At 51.5% G+C, this 17,435-nt stretch carries 16 protein-coding genes and 5 tRNA genes; 19 read left to right on the top strand and 2 right to left on the bottom strand.

Translation table 11 applies throughout. The annotated features are described in order from the left end of the window. Window positions 1-67: 67 nt before the first annotated feature. From ybgC to pnuC, 18 genes are all read left to right on the top strand, one after another. Window positions 68-472, top strand: a complete 405-nt coding sequence (gene ybgC / locus FE839_RS09810) for a tol-pal system-associated acyl-CoA thioesterase (RefSeq protein ID WP_138360645.1) — start codon at window positions 68-70, stop codon at window positions 470-472. After that, window positions 469-1,161, top strand: coding sequence for a Tol-Pal system protein TolQ (gene tolQ / locus FE839_RS09805; protein WP_138360644.1), 693 nt, complete (start codon window positions 469-471; stop codon window positions 1,159-1,161). Before ybgC ends, tolQ begins: the two co-directional genes overlap by 4 nt. A 3-nt stretch (window positions 1,162-1,164) precedes the next feature. Further along, window positions 1,165-1,593 carry a colicin uptake protein TolR gene (gene tolR, locus FE839_RS09800; RefSeq protein ID WP_138360643.1) on the top strand — a complete coding sequence of 143 codons (429 nt, stop codon included), beginning with the start codon at window positions 1,165-1,167 and terminating at the stop codon, window positions 1,591-1,593. 105 nt (window positions 1,594-1,698) lie between these two features. Beyond that, window positions 1,699-2,961, top strand: coding sequence for a cell envelope integrity protein TolA (tolA, locus tag FE839_RS09795; RefSeq protein WP_138360642.1), 1,263 nt, complete (start codon window positions 1,699-1,701; stop codon window positions 2,959-2,961). A gap of 129 nt (window positions 2,962-3,090) precedes the next feature. Beyond that, the gene (gene tolB / locus FE839_RS09790) at window positions 3,091-4,383 is read left to right on the top strand and encodes a Tol-Pal system beta propeller repeat protein TolB (protein ID WP_138360739.1); all 1,293 of its coding nucleotides are present in this window, start codon (window positions 3,091-3,093) and stop codon (window positions 4,381-4,383) included. 34 nt (window positions 4,384-4,417) lie between these two features. Then, on the top strand, window positions 4,418-4,942 hold the full coding sequence (pal, locus tag FE839_RS09785) for a peptidoglycan-associated lipoprotein Pal (protein ID WP_138360641.1): 525 nt from the start codon (window positions 4,418-4,420) through the stop codon (window positions 4,940-4,942). A gap of 9 nt (window positions 4,943-4,951) precedes the next feature. Next, entirely contained in the window at window positions 4,952-5,737 is a 786-nt protein-coding gene (cpoB, locus tag FE839_RS09780; RefSeq protein ID WP_138360640.1) for a cell division protein CpoB, read from the top strand. Window positions 5,738-5,900: 163 nt separating this feature from the next. Beyond that, window positions 5,901-5,976, top strand: a tRNA-Lys gene (locus FE839_RS09775). Window positions 5,977-6,103: 127 nt separating this feature from the next. Continuing rightward, window positions 6,104-6,179, top strand: a tRNA-Val gene (locus FE839_RS09770). A gap of 3 nt (window positions 6,180-6,182) precedes the next feature. Then, window positions 6,183-6,258: transfer RNA gene (locus FE839_RS09765), tRNA-Lys, on the top strand. Between the two features lie 145 nt (window positions 6,259-6,403). Continuing rightward, window positions 6,404-6,479 (top strand) — tRNA-Lys (locus FE839_RS09760). A gap of 133 nt (window positions 6,480-6,612) precedes the next feature. Then, a tRNA-Lys gene (locus FE839_RS09755) sits at window positions 6,613-6,688 on the top strand. A 1,083-nt stretch (window positions 6,689-7,771) separates the two neighbouring features. Then, window positions 7,772-7,981: a PTS transporter subunit EIIB gene (locus tag FE839_RS09750; protein ID WP_138360639.1), complete on the top strand. Its 210-nt coding sequence runs from the start codon at window positions 7,772-7,774 to the stop codon at window positions 7,979-7,981. Continuing rightward, window positions 7,950-8,363: a hypothetical protein gene (locus FE839_RS09745; protein ID WP_138360638.1), complete on the top strand. Its 414-nt coding sequence runs from the start codon at window positions 7,950-7,952 to the stop codon at window positions 8,361-8,363. The genes FE839_RS09750 and FE839_RS09745 overlap by 32 nt, the downstream gene beginning before the upstream one ends. 223 nt (window positions 8,364-8,586) lie before the next feature. Continuing rightward, window positions 8,587-10,308, top strand: a complete 1,722-nt coding sequence (locus FE839_RS09740) for an alpha-L-rhamnosidase-related protein (RefSeq protein WP_206665970.1) — start codon at window positions 8,587-8,589, stop codon at window positions 10,306-10,308. Between the two features lie 127 nt (window positions 10,309-10,435). Beyond that, complete coding sequence (locus FE839_RS09735; protein WP_138360637.1) at window positions 10,436-12,061, top strand: carbohydrate porin; 1,626 nt, start codon at window positions 10,436-10,438, stop codon at window positions 12,059-12,061. A gap of 456 nt (window positions 12,062-12,517) precedes the next feature. Next, window positions 12,518-13,561, top strand: a complete 1,044-nt coding sequence (nadA, locus tag FE839_RS09730) for a quinolinate synthase NadA (RefSeq protein WP_138360636.1) — start codon at window positions 12,518-12,520, stop codon at window positions 13,559-13,561. Window positions 13,562-13,596: 35 nt separating this feature from the next. Next, window positions 13,597-14,316 (top strand): nicotinamide riboside transporter PnuC, encoded by a 720-nt coding sequence (gene pnuC, locus FE839_RS09725; RefSeq protein ID WP_138360635.1) that lies wholly within the window; start codon window positions 13,597-13,599, stop codon window positions 14,314-14,316. Here the strand turns inward: pnuC and zitB are convergent. Then, window positions 14,313-15,251, bottom strand: a complete 939-nt coding sequence (gene zitB / locus FE839_RS09720; RefSeq protein WP_138360634.1) for a CDF family zinc transporter ZitB — start codon at window positions 15,249-15,251, stop codon at window positions 14,313-14,315. The two genes, pnuC and zitB, sit on opposite strands and share 4 nt — an antisense overlap. 307 nt (window positions 15,252-15,558) lie before the next feature. On the opposite strand from zitB, the gene aroG reads away from it, so the two are divergent. Then, window positions 15,559-16,611 (top strand): 3-deoxy-7-phosphoheptulonate synthase AroG, encoded by a 1,053-nt coding sequence (gene aroG, locus FE839_RS09715; RefSeq protein WP_138360633.1) that lies wholly within the window; start codon window positions 15,559-15,561, stop codon window positions 16,609-16,611. Window positions 16,612-16,675: 64 nt separating this feature from the next. Here aroG and gpmA read toward each other — a convergent pair whose 3' ends face one another. Next, on the bottom strand, window positions 16,676-17,428 hold the full coding sequence (gene gpmA / locus FE839_RS09710) for a 2,3-diphosphoglycerate-dependent phosphoglycerate mutase (protein WP_138360632.1): 753 nt from the start codon (window positions 17,426-17,428) through the stop codon (window positions 16,676-16,678). Window positions 17,429-17,435 lie beyond the last annotated feature (7 nt).

Here is a 17,435-nt window from a genome sequence, read left to right as displayed (position 1 = left end):
CGATTGCCGCGCGTATAGTAGCGAAGTTTGAAAGCACTAACCTTTTGTTGCATTACCGGGATGTAAAGTGAATACAACGCTGTTTCGATGGCCGGTTCGGGTCTATTACGAAGACACCGATGCCGGTGGTGTGGTTTACCACGCCAGCTATGTCGCTTTTTATGAAAGAGCACGCACAGAGATGCTGCGCCACCATCACTTCAGCCAACAGGTTTTGCTGGCTGAACGAGTTGCCTTTGTGGTTCGCAAAATGACTGTGGAATATTTTGCGCCCGCCAGACTCGACGACATGCTTGAAATCCAGACGGAAATCACCTCAATGCGAGGCGCTTGTCTGGTATTCACGCAGCGAATTGTCAACGCCGAGAATGTCGTTTTGAATGAAGCAGAGGTTCTTATCGTGTGCGTTGATCCACTCTTAATGAAGCCTCGTGCGCTTCCCAAGTCTATTGTCGCGGAGTTTAAGCAGTGACTGACATGAATATCCTTGATTTGTTCCTGAAGGCGAGCCTTCTGGTTAAACTTATCATGTTGATTTTGATTGGTTTTTCTATCGCTTCCTGGGCCATCATTATTCAGAGAACGCGTATTCTCAATTCAGCGTCGCGTGAAGCGGAGGCATTTGAAGATAAGTTCTGGTCCGGTATTGAACTTTCTCGTCTGTATCAGGAGAGCCAGGGACGTCGTGATAATTTGACGGGGTCGGAACAAATCTTCTATAGCGGTTTCAAAGAATTTGTTCGCCTGCATCGTGCGAACAGCCATGCGCCGGAAGCGATTGTTGAAGGCGCCTCGCGTGCCATGCGTATTTCGATGAATCGCGAACTGGAAAGCCTGGAGACGCATATTCCGTTCCTCGGCACGGTGGGGTCGATCAGCCCTTATATCGGGCTGTTTGGCACCGTGTGGGGGATCATGCATGCCTTTATCGCGCTGGGTGCGGTAAAACAAGCGACGCTGCAAATGGTTGCGCCGGGGATCGCTGAAGCGCTCATCGCCACGGCAATTGGTCTTTTTGCCGCAATTCCGGCGGTAATGGCCTATAACCGCCTGAATCAGCGTGTGAACAAAATTGAACTCAACTACGACAACTTTATGGAAGAGTTCACCGCCATTCTGCACCGTCAGGCGTTTACCAGCAGCGAAAGCAATAAGGGGTAAGCCATGGCCAGAGCACGTGGACGCGGGCGTCGCGAACTGAAGTCCGAGATCAATATCGTTCCGCTGCTGGATGTTCTGTTGGTGCTGTTGCTGATCTTTATGGCGACTGCGCCGATCATTACGCAGAGCGTAGAGGTCGACCTGCCGGACGCAACGGAATCGCAAACGGTGAAAAGCAACGACGATCCGCCAGTGATCGTTGAAGTTTCCGGTGTTGGGCAGTATAGCGTGAAAGTGGGCGCTGAGACGCTGTCGCAACTGCCGCCGGAACAGGTGATTGCCGAAGCCAGGCGCCGACTTGAGGCGAATGAAAAAACGGTGTTCCTGATTGGTGGCGCCAAAGAGGTGCCCTACGATGAGATTATTAAAGCGCTTAACCTGTTGCACAGCGCAGGGGTTAAATCGGTTGGCTTGATGACTAAGCCGATCTAATCGCTCGGGATATACACGCCCGCCAGAATGTTGACTATGGGACGAAACCGTTTCGTGGTCGGCATAGTATAACGGGAACAGGCGAACAGTTTTTGGGAACCGATAGTGTCAAAGGCAACCGAACAAAACGACAAGCTTAAACGAGCGATCATCGTTTCAGTCGCGCTGCATATCGTATTGATAGCGTTACTGATCTGGAGTTCGTTTGACGAGCATCTGGATACATCAGCCGGCGGCGGCGGTGGTTCTTCTATTGACGCGGTAATGGTTGATCCGGGCGCGGTCGTGGATAACTACAACCGCGAGCAGCAGCAGCAGGCCAGCGCCCGCCGCGCCGCTGAACAGCGTGAAAAGCAGGCTCAACAGCAGGCGGAAGAGTTACGTGAAAAGCAGGGAGCCGAGCAGGAGCGGCTAAAACAGCTGGAACAAGAACGTCTGCAGGCGCAGGAAGCGGCTAAAGAAGCGAAAGAACAGCAGAAGCAGGCCGAAGAAGCGGCAGCCAAAGCTGCCGCTGAAGCGAAGGCGAAAGCGGACGCGCAGGCGAAAGCGGCGCAGGAAGCCGCCGCCAAAGCCGCAGCGGATGCGAAAGCGAAGGCGGAAGCCCAGGCGAAAGCAGCAGCGGCCGCGGCGGCCAAAGCCGCGGCTGATGCGAAGAAACAGGCCGAAGCGGAAGCGGCGAAAGCGGCTGCGGATGCGCAGAAGAAAGCCGAAGCTGAGGCGGCGAAGAAAGCTCAGCAGGAAGCCGAGAAGAAAGCGCAGCAACAGGCAGAGAAAAAAGCTCAACAGGAAGCGGCTAAACAGGCCGCAGCAGAAAAAGCGGCAGCAGAAAAAGCCGCCGCGCAGAAAGCTGCCGCTGAGAAAGCCGCCGCTGCTAAAGCGGCTGCGGCAGAGAAGGCCGCTGCTGAGAAAGCGGCTAAAGCCGCTGCAGCTAAAGCCGCCGCCGCGAAGAAAGCCGCTGCGGCGAAAGAAGCCACTGGCGTTGACGATCTCCTTGGCGACCTGAGCTCCGGTAAGAATGCGCCGAAATCGGGCGGGGGCGCTAAAGGGAAGGGGCAGCCTTCCAAAGATTCAGGGACTTCTGGCGCAAACGGCGGTGATAACGGGGCTGACATAAGTGCCTATGCCAGGCAAATTCAGGTTGCGATTCAGCGTCGTCTGTATGATGCAAGTCTGTATCAGGGCAAACGGTGCGTATTGCATATAAACCTTGCACCCGACGGCACTTTAAAGGACATAACGTCTGAGGGCGGCGATCCTTCGCTTTGCCAGGCTGCGTTGACCGCCGCGAGAACTGCGACTATTCCTAAACCGCCAAGTCAGGCTGTTTATGAAAAAATAAAAAATGCGACACTGGACTTTAAATTGTAGTGATCTTCCCCGCTTCGGCGGGGAAAAACCAATCTCTGTCGTCACGGGGTTTTGGTAGTTTTGTGTATTTGAGTTTGTTAACATTCTGCTAAATTATCATGGGTTTTCAGCCCGGATAAGGGAGATATGATGAAGCAGGCATTACGAGTAGCATTTGGTTTTTTAATGCTGTGGGCGGCGGTGTTGCACGCAGAAGTCCGTATCGAGATAACCCAGGGGGTTGACTCGGCGCGCCCGATCGGCGTTGTGCCGTTCCAGTGGGCGGGGCAGGGTGCCGCGCCGGCGGATGTGGGGGGGATCGTGGCGGCTGACCTGCGCAATAGCGGCAAGTTTAACCCGCTGGATCGCTCTCGCCTGCCTCAGCAGCCGGGTAGCGCTCAGGAAGTGCAGCCTGCGGCATGGTCTGCGCTGGGTATTGACGCCGTGGTTGTCGGCCAGGTGACGCAAAACCCGGACGGTTCTTACAACGTGGCATATCAGCTGGTTGATACCGGCGGCGCGCCGGGTACCGTGCTGGCGCAGAACACATTTAAAGTGACTAAACAGTATCTGCGCTATGCGGCGCATGCTGCCAGCGATGCGGTATTTGAGAAGCTGACCGGCATTAAGGGCGCCTTCCGTACCCGTATCGCATACGTTGTGCAGACCAACGGCGGCCAGTTCCCGTATGAGCTGCGCGTATCCGATTACGATGGCTACAACCAGTTTCTTGTCAAGCGTTCAAGCCAGCCGCTGATGTCTCCGGCCTGGTCTCCGGATGGCTCCAAACTGGCTTACGTTACCTTCGAAAGCGGTCGTTCGGCGCTGGTAATTCAGTCGCTGACTACCGCCGCTGTCCGTCAGGTTGCGTCGTTCCCGCGTCATAACGGCGCGCCCGCGTTCTCCCCGGACGGCAGCAAACTGGCTTTCGCCCTGTCGAAAACGGGTAGTCTGAACCTGTACGTGATGGATCTTGCTTCGGGTCAGATTCGTCAGGTGACCGATGGTCGCAGTAATAACACAGAGCCAAGCTGGTTTCCGGATAGCCAGAACCTGGCCTTTACTTCCGACCAGGCCGGTCGTCCGCAGGTGTATAAAGTCAATATTAATGGCGGCACGCCGCAGCGCATTACCTGGGAAGGGTCGCAAAACCAGGATGCGGACGTGAGCGCTGATGGTAAAACGATGGTAATGGTAAGCTCGGCCAATGGTCAGCAGCACATTGCTAAACAAGATCTGGAAACGGGTGCTGTGCAGGTTCTCACATCAACGTTTTTGGATGAAACGCCAAGTCTGGCACCTAACGGCACTATGGTAATCTACAGCTCTTCTCAGGGGATGGGTTCCGTGCTGAATCTGGTTTCTACAGATGGGCGTTTCAAGGCGCGTCTTCCGGCAACTGATGGACAGGTTAAATCACCTGCCTGGTCGCCGTATCTGTGATAATAAATAATTGATTACTAAAGGAATCAAATAAATGCAACTGAACAAAGTGCTGAAAGGGCTGTTGATCGCTCTGCCGGTTATGGCAATCGCGGCATGTTCTTCTCATAAGAACGCCAGCAACGACCAGAGCGGTGAAGGCATGCTGGGTGCCGGCACTGGTATGGACGGTAACGCTAACGGCGGCAACATGTCTTCCGAAGAGCAGGCTCGTCTGCAGATGCAGCAACTGCAGCAGAACAATATCGTTTACTTCGATCTGGATAAATACGATATCCGTTCTGACTTCGCTGCAATGCTGGACGCGCATGCTAATTTCCTGCGTAGCAACCCATCCTATAAAGTGACTATTGAAGGTCACGCGGATGAACGTGGTACGCCGGAATACAACATCGCTCTGGGTGAGCGTCGTGCTAACGCCGTTAAGATGTATCTGCAGGGCAAAGGTGTCTCTGCTGACCAGATGTCCATCGTTTCTTACGGTAAAGAAAAACCTGCAGTACTGGGTCATGACGAAGCGGCTTACGCCAAAAACCGTCGCGCCGTACTGGTTTACTAAGAGAATTGCATGAGCAGTAACTTCAGACATCATCTGTTGAGTCTGTCGTTACTGGTTGGCATAGCGGCCCCCTGGGCCGCTTTTGCTCAGGCGCCAATCAGTAGTGTCGGCTCAGGCTCGGTCGAAGACCGCGTCACTCAACTTGAGCGTATTTCTAATGCTCACAGCCAGCTTTTAACCCAACTCCAGCAACAGCTTTCTGATAACCAGTCCGATATCGACTCCCTGCGCGGTCAAATTCAGGAAAATCAATATCAACTGAATCAGGTTGTTGAGCGCCAGAAGCAGATCCTGCAACAGATTGACGGACTGAGTAGCGGTGGCGCAGCTGCGGGGGGACAGCCCTCAGCAGCGGCGCAGGGGGCGGCAGCCCCTCAGACTGCGCCTGCGGCCTCCTCAGGCGTTCCGGTGCAAACGGGAGATGCAAATACCGATTACAATGCGGCTATCGCCCTGGTGAGGGATTCTTCCCGCCAGAACGATGCGATGGCAGCGTTTCAGAATTTCATTAAGAAGTACCCTGATTCAACTTATCAACCAAATGCCAACTACTGGCTTGGTCAGCTGAATTATAACCAGGGGAAAAAAGATGACGCGGCGTACTATTTTGCTTCTGTGGTCAAAAAATACCCGAAATCCCCGAAGGCACCCGATGCGATGTTTAAAGTTGGGGTAATTATGCAGGACAAAGGTGATACTGCAAAAGCGAAGGCGGTTTATCAGCAAGTGATCAGTAAATATCCTGGCACCGATGGCGCGAAACAAGCGCAAAAACGCCTTAACGCCCTGGGATGATTATGCCATGACCAGAAATCGCGTTATTTCTGGTCTTGTCGCATGAATCCTAAGCAGTTAAGTGATCTTTCTCTAAATTCTTGTTGCGCTGAATTCTGAAATCAGTAATATATGCCGCCGTTGCCAGGGGATATCAAACAAGCCCCGGGCGACAGAAAAGAGTGGGTCGTTAGCTCAGTTGGTAGAGCAGTTGACTTTTAATCAATTGGTCGCAGGTTCGAATCCTGCACGACCCACCAATTGTTCTGGTGGAACGCGAGAGTAAAACGTAAAGGATAATGTTGCGTCAGCAACAGCCCGTAGGGCGAGGCGAAGCCGAGTCATCCTGCACGACTCACCACTAAAAGATGTATCCAGCGCAGTATCGGGTGATTAGCTCAGCTGGGAGAGCACCTCCCTTACAAGGAGGGGGTCGGCGGTTCGATCCCGTCATCACCCACCACTCGGGTCGTTAGCTCAGTTGGTAGAGCAGTTGACTTTTAATCAATTGGTCGCAGGTTCGAATCCTGCACGACCCACCAATTATTCTGGTGGAACGCGAAAGTAAAGCGTAAAGAATAACGTTGCGCGAGTAACGGCACGAAAGGCAAGGCGAAGCCTGGTCATCCTGCACCACCGCCAGGGTTAGATTGGTAGCAAGTAAAATCTTTCAGGTAACACCCATATGGGTCGTTAGCTCAGTTGGTAGAGCAGTTGACTTTTAATCAATTGGTCGCAGGTTCGAATCCTGCACGACCCACCAGTTTTAAAGGTGGTTACTGGTAGAGAACGTGAAGGATAACGTTGCGTCAGCAGCGGCCCGAAGGGCGAGGCGAAGCCGAGTCATCCTGCACGACCCACCATCCTGAATGATTAAAGCAGTAAAATCCCGCAAGGGGTCGTTAGCTCAGTTGGTAGAGCAGTTGACTTTTAATCAATTGGTCGCAGGTTCGAATCCTGCACGACCCACCAATGTAAAAAGGCGCCCTAAAGGCGCTTTTTTGCTATCTGCGATGTATAAGATTCGAACCTGCGGCAGATTCGGGCTGACAAAATAGTCGGGAACAAATTTGCACAACGCGTTGCGTTGCCCGAAGGGCGAGCGAAGCGAGTCATCCTCAGAAGTTCAGGACGGTAACCCTGCCGACAAATATCATTCATTGCCCGACTAACAGGGCCAGACATGGCTCATCAGAATCAACGGTAAGACAGGTTTATCGCTTTCACTATAAACATCCTGGTTTGCCTGCCTGATTCACCCTCGCGCGCTCTCTTGCCCGGTCAGAGGCGCTATTATTACCGCCCCGGGTTACCCACGCTCAACCGGGGATCTCACCAACTCAGGAATGTTCTGGCGATTGTCCTCTTTATCCATTTCTGCAAATCCTGGGATTCCCCTGCCTGTTTAGATTGAAATATTGCATACATATCTCGATCTCTATCACGTTTTAATATCGTTTATATTGAGGTAGTGCTATTGATGTGTATGCTGATCTCCGTTGGATTGTTACTGCGTTACCGCAGGCAAAACCAGATGTTCGCTGATGTCAGCGGACATCTGGTTTTTTTGTTTTCAGGGCCCAGAAAATGAAGATAGCCAGAAAATTGAACAATATTGTTGAGACAGTCATCAATAAGAGCCGAAGGTACAGATCTTCACTGCTCAGAAAGGTTGTAGATGGTATCCCATTCGCAGCCGTGGCTGCTGTGGGTAAGATAACCAGCCAGGCAAAAAATCGCTGCTCAAGAAAACGCCTGAGTAGCATCTATGTTTTTTTGATCGAGCATTGCAACTCAGGCATCAAATGCCGCAAGCAAGGGCAGATATTCGTAATGTGCTGAACAGAACCTGTCAGTAAATAGCAGCGCTGTATTCTGGCGTAATAAAAATCGGATTGTTACCGTATTTAAGCATTATGCATACGGGCAAAACCCAAACCACTTGTGTATATGGCTGTCGCCGTAGAAAAGTGGTTTGTTTTTTTGTCCCTAAAACTATGCTGAGTATTCACGACTGGATTTCCGCGAAGAGTGGTTTGATATTAAGGACCGACCATGAAATATAAAACATTAGCCAGTGAGAACCCTGCTGGCATAGGTGGCCGTGATAATGTCTGCAGTGTCGCGCATTGTGCGGCATGGCTACGCTTTACATTGAAAAATTACGGTAACTTTAATAGGGGATTGTTTGATAAAAATCGTTATTTAATGATGTTTTTTTGCGGGATGGCAATTGCAAGTGCTGGCAGGAAATCAGGTTGGTGAGATATGCCAGGTGCCGATCGATGTTGATAAAATCAGTGATAATCCGGAAGTGCAATCCCCGTATAAAGGAAAACGAATTATCCTTTCTGATTTTATTGATACTGCGTCTGGTATCGTCATCTCCCCAATCGGGAGACTGTCTGCATATGGCGTGTTAACGTTTTTTTTAGTATTGCACCGGTTTTATAACGGGATGAAAGACAGTAGTGATAGCCAGGCAGCGCTATTTCCCGTCAGCGGTACGTTATTGTGTTTTTTTCCGATTATATTGGGACATTGCACTGGCAAAGATTTGAGTAGTAATACTTTTATTACCCTATGCTGCAACGGTGCGCAGAAGCGTTGCCATAAGAAGAATTCATTGTTATGCGGAAGTGCTTAAGAGCCTATCCCATTAGGGCTATTTTGCTTGTTATTTTGAACCTGGGCAGTGCTCAGAATCCTCACGTACTACGTGTACGCTCCGGTTCTTCCGCGCTGGCCGTGTTCAAACTGTCTGCGCCAATAACGCCTACTGGGATAGGCTCTCAGTCAGGGCTGTTTTTGAAATAAAAAATGAAAAACAAGGCGCTGGAATAAACTTGTATCAGAGGAATAAAAAAATTATGAATCGACGAGAATTGTTGGTCAAGGCGGCCATTGCGGCTGCCAGCGTCAAAATCTGGCCAGCTGTGGCAGAGAAAGGCGTGAGCAGAGTACCCGCGGTGGAGAAAGGTGCGGGGTTGCCGCCGGGCGTGCCGTCAGAATCGTCACCACAGCGTTGGGTTGCACTCGCGGAAACGCTCAAACCCCGACTGCGTGAAGAGGTGCACTCTATCGTCGGTGCGGTGAAGGCGCAGAAAGATGCCGCGCAACCACTGGGCTACCGCATGACGCCGCTCTACACGCCGGACAAACTAGCGGGAAAGGCTTTCCGGACCGGTGAACAGATTATTGTCGATTTCGGTGAACATTACACAGGTTATCTGAGTTTCCGTCTCGGCTGGCAGGGGGTGTCGTGCGATGCGCCAGCCCGGTTACGGCTGGTATTTGGCGAAGTGGTGACCGACGTAGCCGTACCACTTTATCCCTACAACGGCTGGGTCAGCGCTTCCTGGTTACCGGACGAGGTGCTGAATATAGATTTTCTGCCGCAGAGGGTGAATGTCGCGCGTCGCCATGCTTTCCGCTATGTGCGTATCGAGGTGGTGGCGGTGTCAAACAACTTCAGCGTTACGCTGGATGATGTCGCCGTGAGGGCGGTATCGTCGGCAGGTCAGGACACGGGACGTCCAGCGCACTATGACAGCGAACTACTGGGCGCGATTGATAGAGTCGGCATTCGCACGCTCCATGAATGTATGCAGACGGTATTTGAGGATGGTCCACGCCGTGATTGTCGACTTTGGTTGGGGGATCTGCGCTTGCAGGCACTAACCAACTACGTCAGTTTTCGCAATATGGCGCTCGTGCGTCGTTGTCTTTATCTGTTTGCGGGTATGTCGCGTGCGGACGGATACGTCACCGCCTGTGTGTATGAGAAGCCGCAGCCGCGTATCGGTGAAGTGGTACTGCTGGACTACTCGGCTCTGTTTGGCGACGTGCTGCTTGGTTATCTGCGCGCCAGTGAGGACCGGGTGACCGTTGATGAACTGTGGCCGGTAGCGAAAAAACAGATCGAACTCTTGTTGCGTCATGTGGGGGAGGACGGGCTGTTTCATGCGCCGGAGCAGGAAGGTTTTGTATTTATCGACTGGGATGCCGGAAAGGATCAGTCGGCGGCGTTGAAAGGTCTGGAGAGACAGGCGGCGATGCAGGGCGTGCTGATTTACAGTTGTCGCCGTTTGCTGGAACTGGGGAGCGCGATTGCGCCGCAGGATGACCTGGCGGTAGTAGAGACTGCTATAACGCGCATGTGTGCGGCGGCCAGAACGCATTTTTACGACGAGAAGCAGCAGCTATTTGTCAGCGGTGAACAGCGGCAGGTATCCTGGGCATCGAATGTGTGGCTGACTCTGGCTCAGGTGCTGCCTGAATCGCAGAACGCGGTTGCGCTGCAACAGGTGATGAAACACGATGGCGCGGTTCGGCCTTTGACCCCCTATCTTTATCACCACATGGTGGACGCGTTGGTACAGAACGGGTTACCACAGGCGGCCCGACAACTGGTGGAAAGTTACTGGGGAGGTATGATCAAAGCTGGAGCAGATACATTTTGGGAAGCGTTCGATCCGGAGAACCCACTGGCGTCCCCCTACGGTGGACAACAAATAAACAGTTTCTGTCATGCCTGGAGCTGCACGCCTGGCTATTTTATTCGCCATCATTTTTCGCCACAGAAAATATAACGTTTGCAAAAAATCGCTCACGCAGAAACCGCGTGAGCAGAAGTTATTTACAGGACACCAGACGTAAATTAAAAACGTCAGGCGTTCTTCTTATTGCAAAAAATAACAACACTGTAAGGATATTGTTATGATCCAAAACACTCAGCTGAAATCCATTGTATTACTAATTTCTTCAGCTATTGTGTCTAATAGTGCTATGGCAGCCAAACTCACCATTGAGCAACGGCTGGAATTATTAGAAAAGGAACTGGCGGAAAATAAACAGGAACTACAATCCACGAGGAAAGCGTTACAGCAATATAAAGTTTTTTTTGATTGGCAACCGGTAACAACCGGGACGGCTGATACCGGCATTGCTAACAGTGCTCGCGATAAACTGAACAAAAAACCGCAGACAGTGCCGACAGCAACCGTGTCGACATCTGTAGCAGCAACTGCAGGCGGGAGTGCAACAAAAGTGACCGGCGCTACATCCGCTCAGGACATGACGCTGGCAGATATTAGTAAATATGTCAAAGATGATCTTGGCTTTAATTATAGCGGCTATTTTCGTACCGGATGGGCGACATCAAGCCACGGTGTTCCCAAATCTTATGCTATTGGCGCATTGGGGCGTTTCGGAAATGAATATGGAGGATGGTTTGATCTAATTCTGGATAAACGAGTCTACGCTCAGAATGGCAAAACGGTAAACGCAGTTGTTTGGCTGGACGGCAATGTCAGCCAGTCTTATAGTAATGGATCATTTAATACCAATAAAGATAATATATTGCAGTTCTCAGATATGTATATTACAACCACAGGATTTATCCCATCGCTTCCTGAGGCCAACTTTTGGGTAGGGAAACATTATCTGCAGAACTATGAAATCCAGATGCTGGACTGGAAAGCACATAAAGCAGATTCTGCTGGTGCCGTTGGGCTGGAGAATATTAATGTAGGTGTGGGTAAACTGGACATAGCATTGTTGCGTCAAGATTTGGATCTGTATTCAAAGGATTATTCCAGCACGACACAGGTGAATACCAATGCCATCGATATGCGTTTCCATGATATTCCATTATGGGATAAGGCAACCTTAGGCGTTTATGGTCGGTATAATATGCCAAATAAAGATCACATATCTAAATCTGACAACTATTTTGACATGAAAGATGCATGGCTGATCACCGGGCTTGTGCGACAGAATTTTGACAATGGTGGGTTTAACGAATTTGTCATCCAGGCGGCTAACAACGCCATTGCCAGCGGATTTATGCATATTTCAGATTCAAACCCTGATTATGGATATAACGGATATTATTATGGCGATCATACAAACGGAACCGGCCTGCGTTTGATCTCGCAAGGAGAGACTTATCTTCGTCCGGACGTGATTATGGCGAATGCCTTAGTTTATGGCCGTGGCAATGATCTCTATAGCTATGAAACCGGCGCGCATACTGATTTTGAAACATTCAGGGCCGTGGTTCGTCCTGCGTATATCTGGAATGATTACAACCAGACTGGCGTTGAATTGGCCTATTTCAACCAAACCAACGAGGCAAACAATCAGAAATACCACGAATCAGGATATAAAACCACGTTGTATCATGCCTTTAAAGTTGGTACCAGCATGTTGAGGTCTCGTCCAGAAATACGTTTTTATGGTACCTATATTAAATCACTGGAAAACGACATCTCTGAAGTTTCTTTTGAAGATGACAAAAATGATCAATTTAGCGTGGGCGTACAGGCCGAAGTATGGTGGTAAAGTCGGGTACGACCACGGGTAACAGTTGAACCCACCGGTCGTCAGGTTACAGGGCAGGGAAAAGAAACTCAGTGTCCGCCAGCGGCAGGTTTCAGCGCGGTCTGGGGCGATCGGAACGCCCCATGTCTTTTACAGACCAGATATAACGACTATCTTCACATTTGCAGTGAGTAAGCCGGGCAGCTAAAAAAATGCACTATCTCGCCATAACGGGCTGACCATATCCCTGGTAAGTACCGTTTAATCGCATAGTATTAACGTTAAAGATGTTTTTCTGCTACCTGCGATAGATAGGATTCAAAAGTGACATGACCTCGGCCTCTTCCGCTAAATTCTCCACGACATTCCTGGCATAATCAGCTATCTTGTTTAGCATATAAAACAAATTTGACCGATTATGGTGTAGATACGCTTTATATCGGTTATTTCGTTAAGCCAGAAAAACGAGACAGCAAGATGAGCGTAATGTTTGACCCGGAAGCGGCAGTCTATCCGTTTCCACCAAAACCCGCCCCGCTAAACGTGGATGAAAAGCAATTCTACCGCGAGAAGATCAAACGTCTCCTGAAAGCGCGTGATGCTGTTATGGTGGCACATTATTACACTGACCCGGAAATCCAGCACCTGGCTGAAGAAACGGGGGGATGCATAGCCGATTCCCTGGAAATGGCGCGCTTTGGCGCACGGCATGCCGCTTCAACATTGCTGGTTGCCGGGGTGCGTTTTATGGGCGAAACGGCAAAAATCCTCAGCCCGGAAAAAACGATTCTGATGCCCACGCTACACGCGGAATGTTCCCTTGACCTGGGCTGCCCGATAGACGAATTTGGCGCCTTCTGCGATGCGCATCCGGACCGCACCGTGGTGGTTTATGCCAATACGTCGGCGGCGGTGAAGGCTCGCGCTGACTGGGTAGTGACCTCCAGCATTGCGGTGGAACTGATTGAGCATCTTGATAGCATGGGCGAAAAAATCATCTGGGCGCCAGACCGCCATCTGGGCAACTATGTACAAAAACAGACTGCTGCCGATGTGTTGTGCTGGCAGGGAGCCTGTATTGTTCATGATGAATTCAAAACGCAAGCGCTGGTAAGAATGAAGGCGCTTTATCCGCATGCGGCTGTGCTCGTGCACCCGGAATCGCCGCAGGCGATTGTTGATATGGCCGATGCCGTGGGGTCAACCAGCCAGTTAATTAATGCGGCTAAAACCCTGCCGCAGCATCAGCTAATTGTTGCTACCGACCGCGGCATTTTCTACAAAATGCAGCAGGCGGTACCGGGAAAAGAGCTGCTGGAAGCGCCTACGGCTGGCGAAGGGGCAACCTGTCGGAGCTGCGCGCACTGCCCCTGGATGGCCATGAATGGCCTGCGGACGATTGCTGAAGGGCTGGAGCAGGGGGGCAGCGAACATGAAATTCATGTTGATGAGCAGTTGCGCGCTGCTGCGCTGGTGCCGCTGAACAGAATGCTCGATTTTGCGGCTACACTTCGGAGATAACGCATTATCGCGTCACTGTACGCTCTGGGGATAAGATGGATTTTTTTAGTACGCAGAACATATTAGTGCACATACCCATTGGTGCCGGTGGATATGACCTGTCGTGGATTGAAGCCATTGGCACCCTCGCTGGCCTGTTGTGCATCTGGCTGGCGAGTCTGGAGAAGATCGGTAACTATGCCTTTGGGCTGATCAACGTCACTCTGTTTGCCATTATCTTCTTCCAGATCCAGCTTTATGCCAGCCTTCTGTTACAGGTTTTTTTCTTCGCGGCCAACGTCTATGGCTGGTACGCCTGGTCGCGACAGACCCGCGATAATCAGGCTGAACTGCAAATCCGCTGGCTGCCGCTGACAAAGGCGCTGGGCTGGCTGGCGGCCTGCGTGGTGGCGATTGGTCTGATGACGGCGTTTATTAACCCGGTTTTTGCCTTCCTGACGCGCATTGCCGTTGTGCTGATGCAAACCCTGGGGTTGCAGGTAGCAATGCCGACACTGCAGCCGGATGCATTCCCGTTCTGGGACGCCTGCATGATGGTGCTGTCTATTGTGGCGATGATTCTGATGACGCGCAAATATGTCGAAAACTGGCTGCTATGGGTGATTATTAACATAATTAGCATGGTTATTTTTGCGCGTCAGGGGGTCTACGCGATGTCGCTGGAATACCTGCTTCTGACGTTTATCGCCCTTAACGGTAGCCGGATGTGGATTAACAGCGCGCGTGAGCGCGGGTCTCACGCTTTTGCCCGTTAATGATTGTGTCCATGTCCGGAGGGCGACATATTCAGATGGCATTCCGGGACACGACAGGGCTGATACTCCATCTGCACCGTAATGTCCGCAATCTGATACTTGTGCTGCAAGAAAAGGTGGATACGTTCCAGCAGGCCGTCGTGATCGTGCGGCGGCACCACCTGCACATGCAGCGTCATCACCGTTTTCTCTCCTACCAGCCAGGCATGAACATGGTGTACATCGCGCACTTCCGGCACTGAACGGCGCAAATCGCGCTTTAATGCGTCAACATCAAGGGAGCGCGGGGCGCCTTCCAGGAGTTCGTTGATACTCTCCTGCAACAAACGCCAGGCGCTACGCAGAACCAGGCACGAAACCAACACTGACAGAATGGGATCGATAGGCGTCCAGCCCGTGGCGAGGATAATGATGGCGGCTATTATCGCCCCGACCGAACCAAGTAGATCCCCCAGTACATGCAGAGCCGCAGCCCGTACATTGAGATTATGACCTTCATTGCCATGACGCAGGATCCAGAATGCCAGAATATTCGCCAGTAATCCCGCTATGGCGATGATGATCATGGTTTTACCGGCAACCGGTTGAGGATGATTAAAGCGTTGAATGGCTTCCCAGACGATCAGAATCGTAATGATGACCAGCGCAATGGCATTAAGGAACGCGGCCAGGGTGGTCAGACGTAACCAGCCAAAGGTATGACGGGTATTTGGTGGGCGGCGGGAGAAGCGAACCGCCAGCAAGGCGAACAGGAGCGCTGCTGTATCAGTGAGCATATGGCCCGCATCGGCCAGCAGCGCCAGAGAACCTGAAAGCAACCCGCCTGCGATTTCAACCAGCATAAATCCGGCAGTGACGCAAAACGCCAGCAGTAGTCGCCGGGCATTATGATCGTCCGTTTGCCGCACAGGAGTATGTGAATGTGAGTGCCCCATGATTTCTCTCTAACATTATTATTCTGATTATTACTTTATGACATGATTGGGCTTTCAGGTGAACAAAATGAAAAAGGAGTGCCCCGCATAGTATGTGAGTACCGCTGCTGGCGGCCCAATAGCCCTGCGTGAAGGGGCTCTATCCTCTGCGTTATCAGGGTTGATGCCCAGTTGTGGACACAACGAGAACATTACTCCCCCTCTCCGGACTGCGCGTAATGTAAAATCATATTTACACTTTTTAGCTGAAGAGATAGATTGTGGAGATTGCATTTAACTGGATAAGTATGGCAACGCTGGAACTAAAATGAATTATCAGAACGACGACTTACGCATTAAAGAGATCAACGAATTACTGCCTCCCGTTGCCCTCCTTGAAAAATTCCCCGCTACCGAGAATGCCGCTAATACCGTTGCGCATGCACGTAAAGCGATCCATCAGATCCTCAAAGGCAATGACGATCGCTTGCTGGTGGTCATCGGCCCGTGTTCCATTCATGATCCTGTTGCGGCGAAAGAGTATGCCGATCGGCTGCTCAAGTTGCGCAAATCGCTAAAAGGTGAGCTGGAAATTGTGATGCGCGTCTATTTTGAGAAGCCGCGCACCACCGTGGGATGGAAAGGGCTGATCAACGATCCGCATATGGATAACAGCTTCCGCATCAATGATGGTCTGCGTATCGCGCGCAAGCTGTTGCTGGATATTAATGACAGCGGGCTGCCGGCGGCCGGAGAATTCCTCGATATGATCACGCCGCAGTATCTTGCCGATCTGATGAGCTGGGGAGCGATTGGCGCGCGAACCACCGAATCTCAGGTGCATCGCGAGCTCTCTTCCGGACTCTCTTGCCCGGTGGGTTTCAAAAACGGCACCGATGGGACCATAAAAGTCGCGATTGATGCTATCAACGCCGCGGGGGCACCGCACTGTTTCCTGTCGGTAACCAAATGGGGTCATTCAGCGATCGTCAACACCAGCGGCAACAGTGATTGTCATATCATCCTGCGCGGCGGTAAAGAGCCGAACTACAGTGCGAAGCACGTTGCCGACGTGAAGGTTGGCCTGGCGAAAGCGGGTCTGCCCGCGAAGATTATGATCGATTTTAGCCATGCCAATTCCAGCAAGCAGTTTAAAAAGCAGATGGATGTGGGCGCAGATGTTTGTCAGCAGATTGCTGGCGGTGAGCAATCAATCATGGGCGTGATGATTGAAAGCCATCTGGTGGAAGGCAATCAGAGTCTTGAAAGCGGTGTGCCGCTGACCTACGGCAAGAGCATTACCGATGCCTGCATCGGCTGGGAAGATACCGATATGATTTTGCATCAACTGGCGGATGCGGTAAAAGCGCGTCGCGGCTAGCTGAAGCGTTTTCCATGCTAAAAAATAAAAAAACCGGCTTTGTTAGCCGGTTTTTTATATTTAATTACTTCGCTTTACCCTGGTTCGCAACGGCAGCCGCTTTCGCGGCGATCTCGTCGGCGTTACCCAGATAGTAGTGTTTAACCGGCTTGAAGTTTTCATCGAACTCATACACCAGCGGTACGCCGGTCGGGATGTTCAGTTCGAGGATCTCGTCTTCACCCATATTGTCGAGGTATTTCACCAGCGCGCGCAGGGAGTTACCGTGAGCGGCGATAATCACGCGCTCACCGCTTTTCAGACGTGGCAGAATGGTGTCGTTCCAGTACGGTACAACGCGCTCAATGGTCAGCGCCAGGCTTTCGGTTACCGGCAGCTCTTTATCCGTCAGTTTCGCGTAGCGCGGATCGTGGCCCGGATAACGCTCGTCGTCTTTTGTCAGCTCCGGCGGAGTCACCGCGAAGCCACGACGCCACTGTTTAACCTGCTCATCACCATATTTCTCAGCGGTTTCCGCTTTGTTCAGACCCTGCAGCGCACCGTAATGGCGCTCATTCAGTTTCCAGGATTTCTCAACCGGCAGCCAGGCCTGATCCAGTTCGTCCAGCACGTTCCACAGAGTGTGGATGGCACGTTTCAGCACAGAGGTATAAGCAAAGTCGAAGCTGAAGCCTTCTTCTTTCAGCAGCTTGCCGGCTGCTTTTGCTTCACCCACGCCTTTCTCAGACAGGTCAACGTCATACCAACCGGTGAAACGGTTTTCGTTGTTCCATTGGCTTTCGCCGTGACGAACGAGTACCAGCTTAGTTACAGCCATACACTTA

The sequence above is a fragment of the Klebsiella indica genome, from assembly GCF_005860775.1.
Classification (GTDB): domain Bacteria; phylum Pseudomonadota; class Gammaproteobacteria; order Enterobacterales; family Enterobacteriaceae; genus Klebsiella; species Klebsiella indica.
Note: the sequence above shows the minus strand (reverse complement) of the source record. Positions and strands in the feature narration are given on the sequence as shown.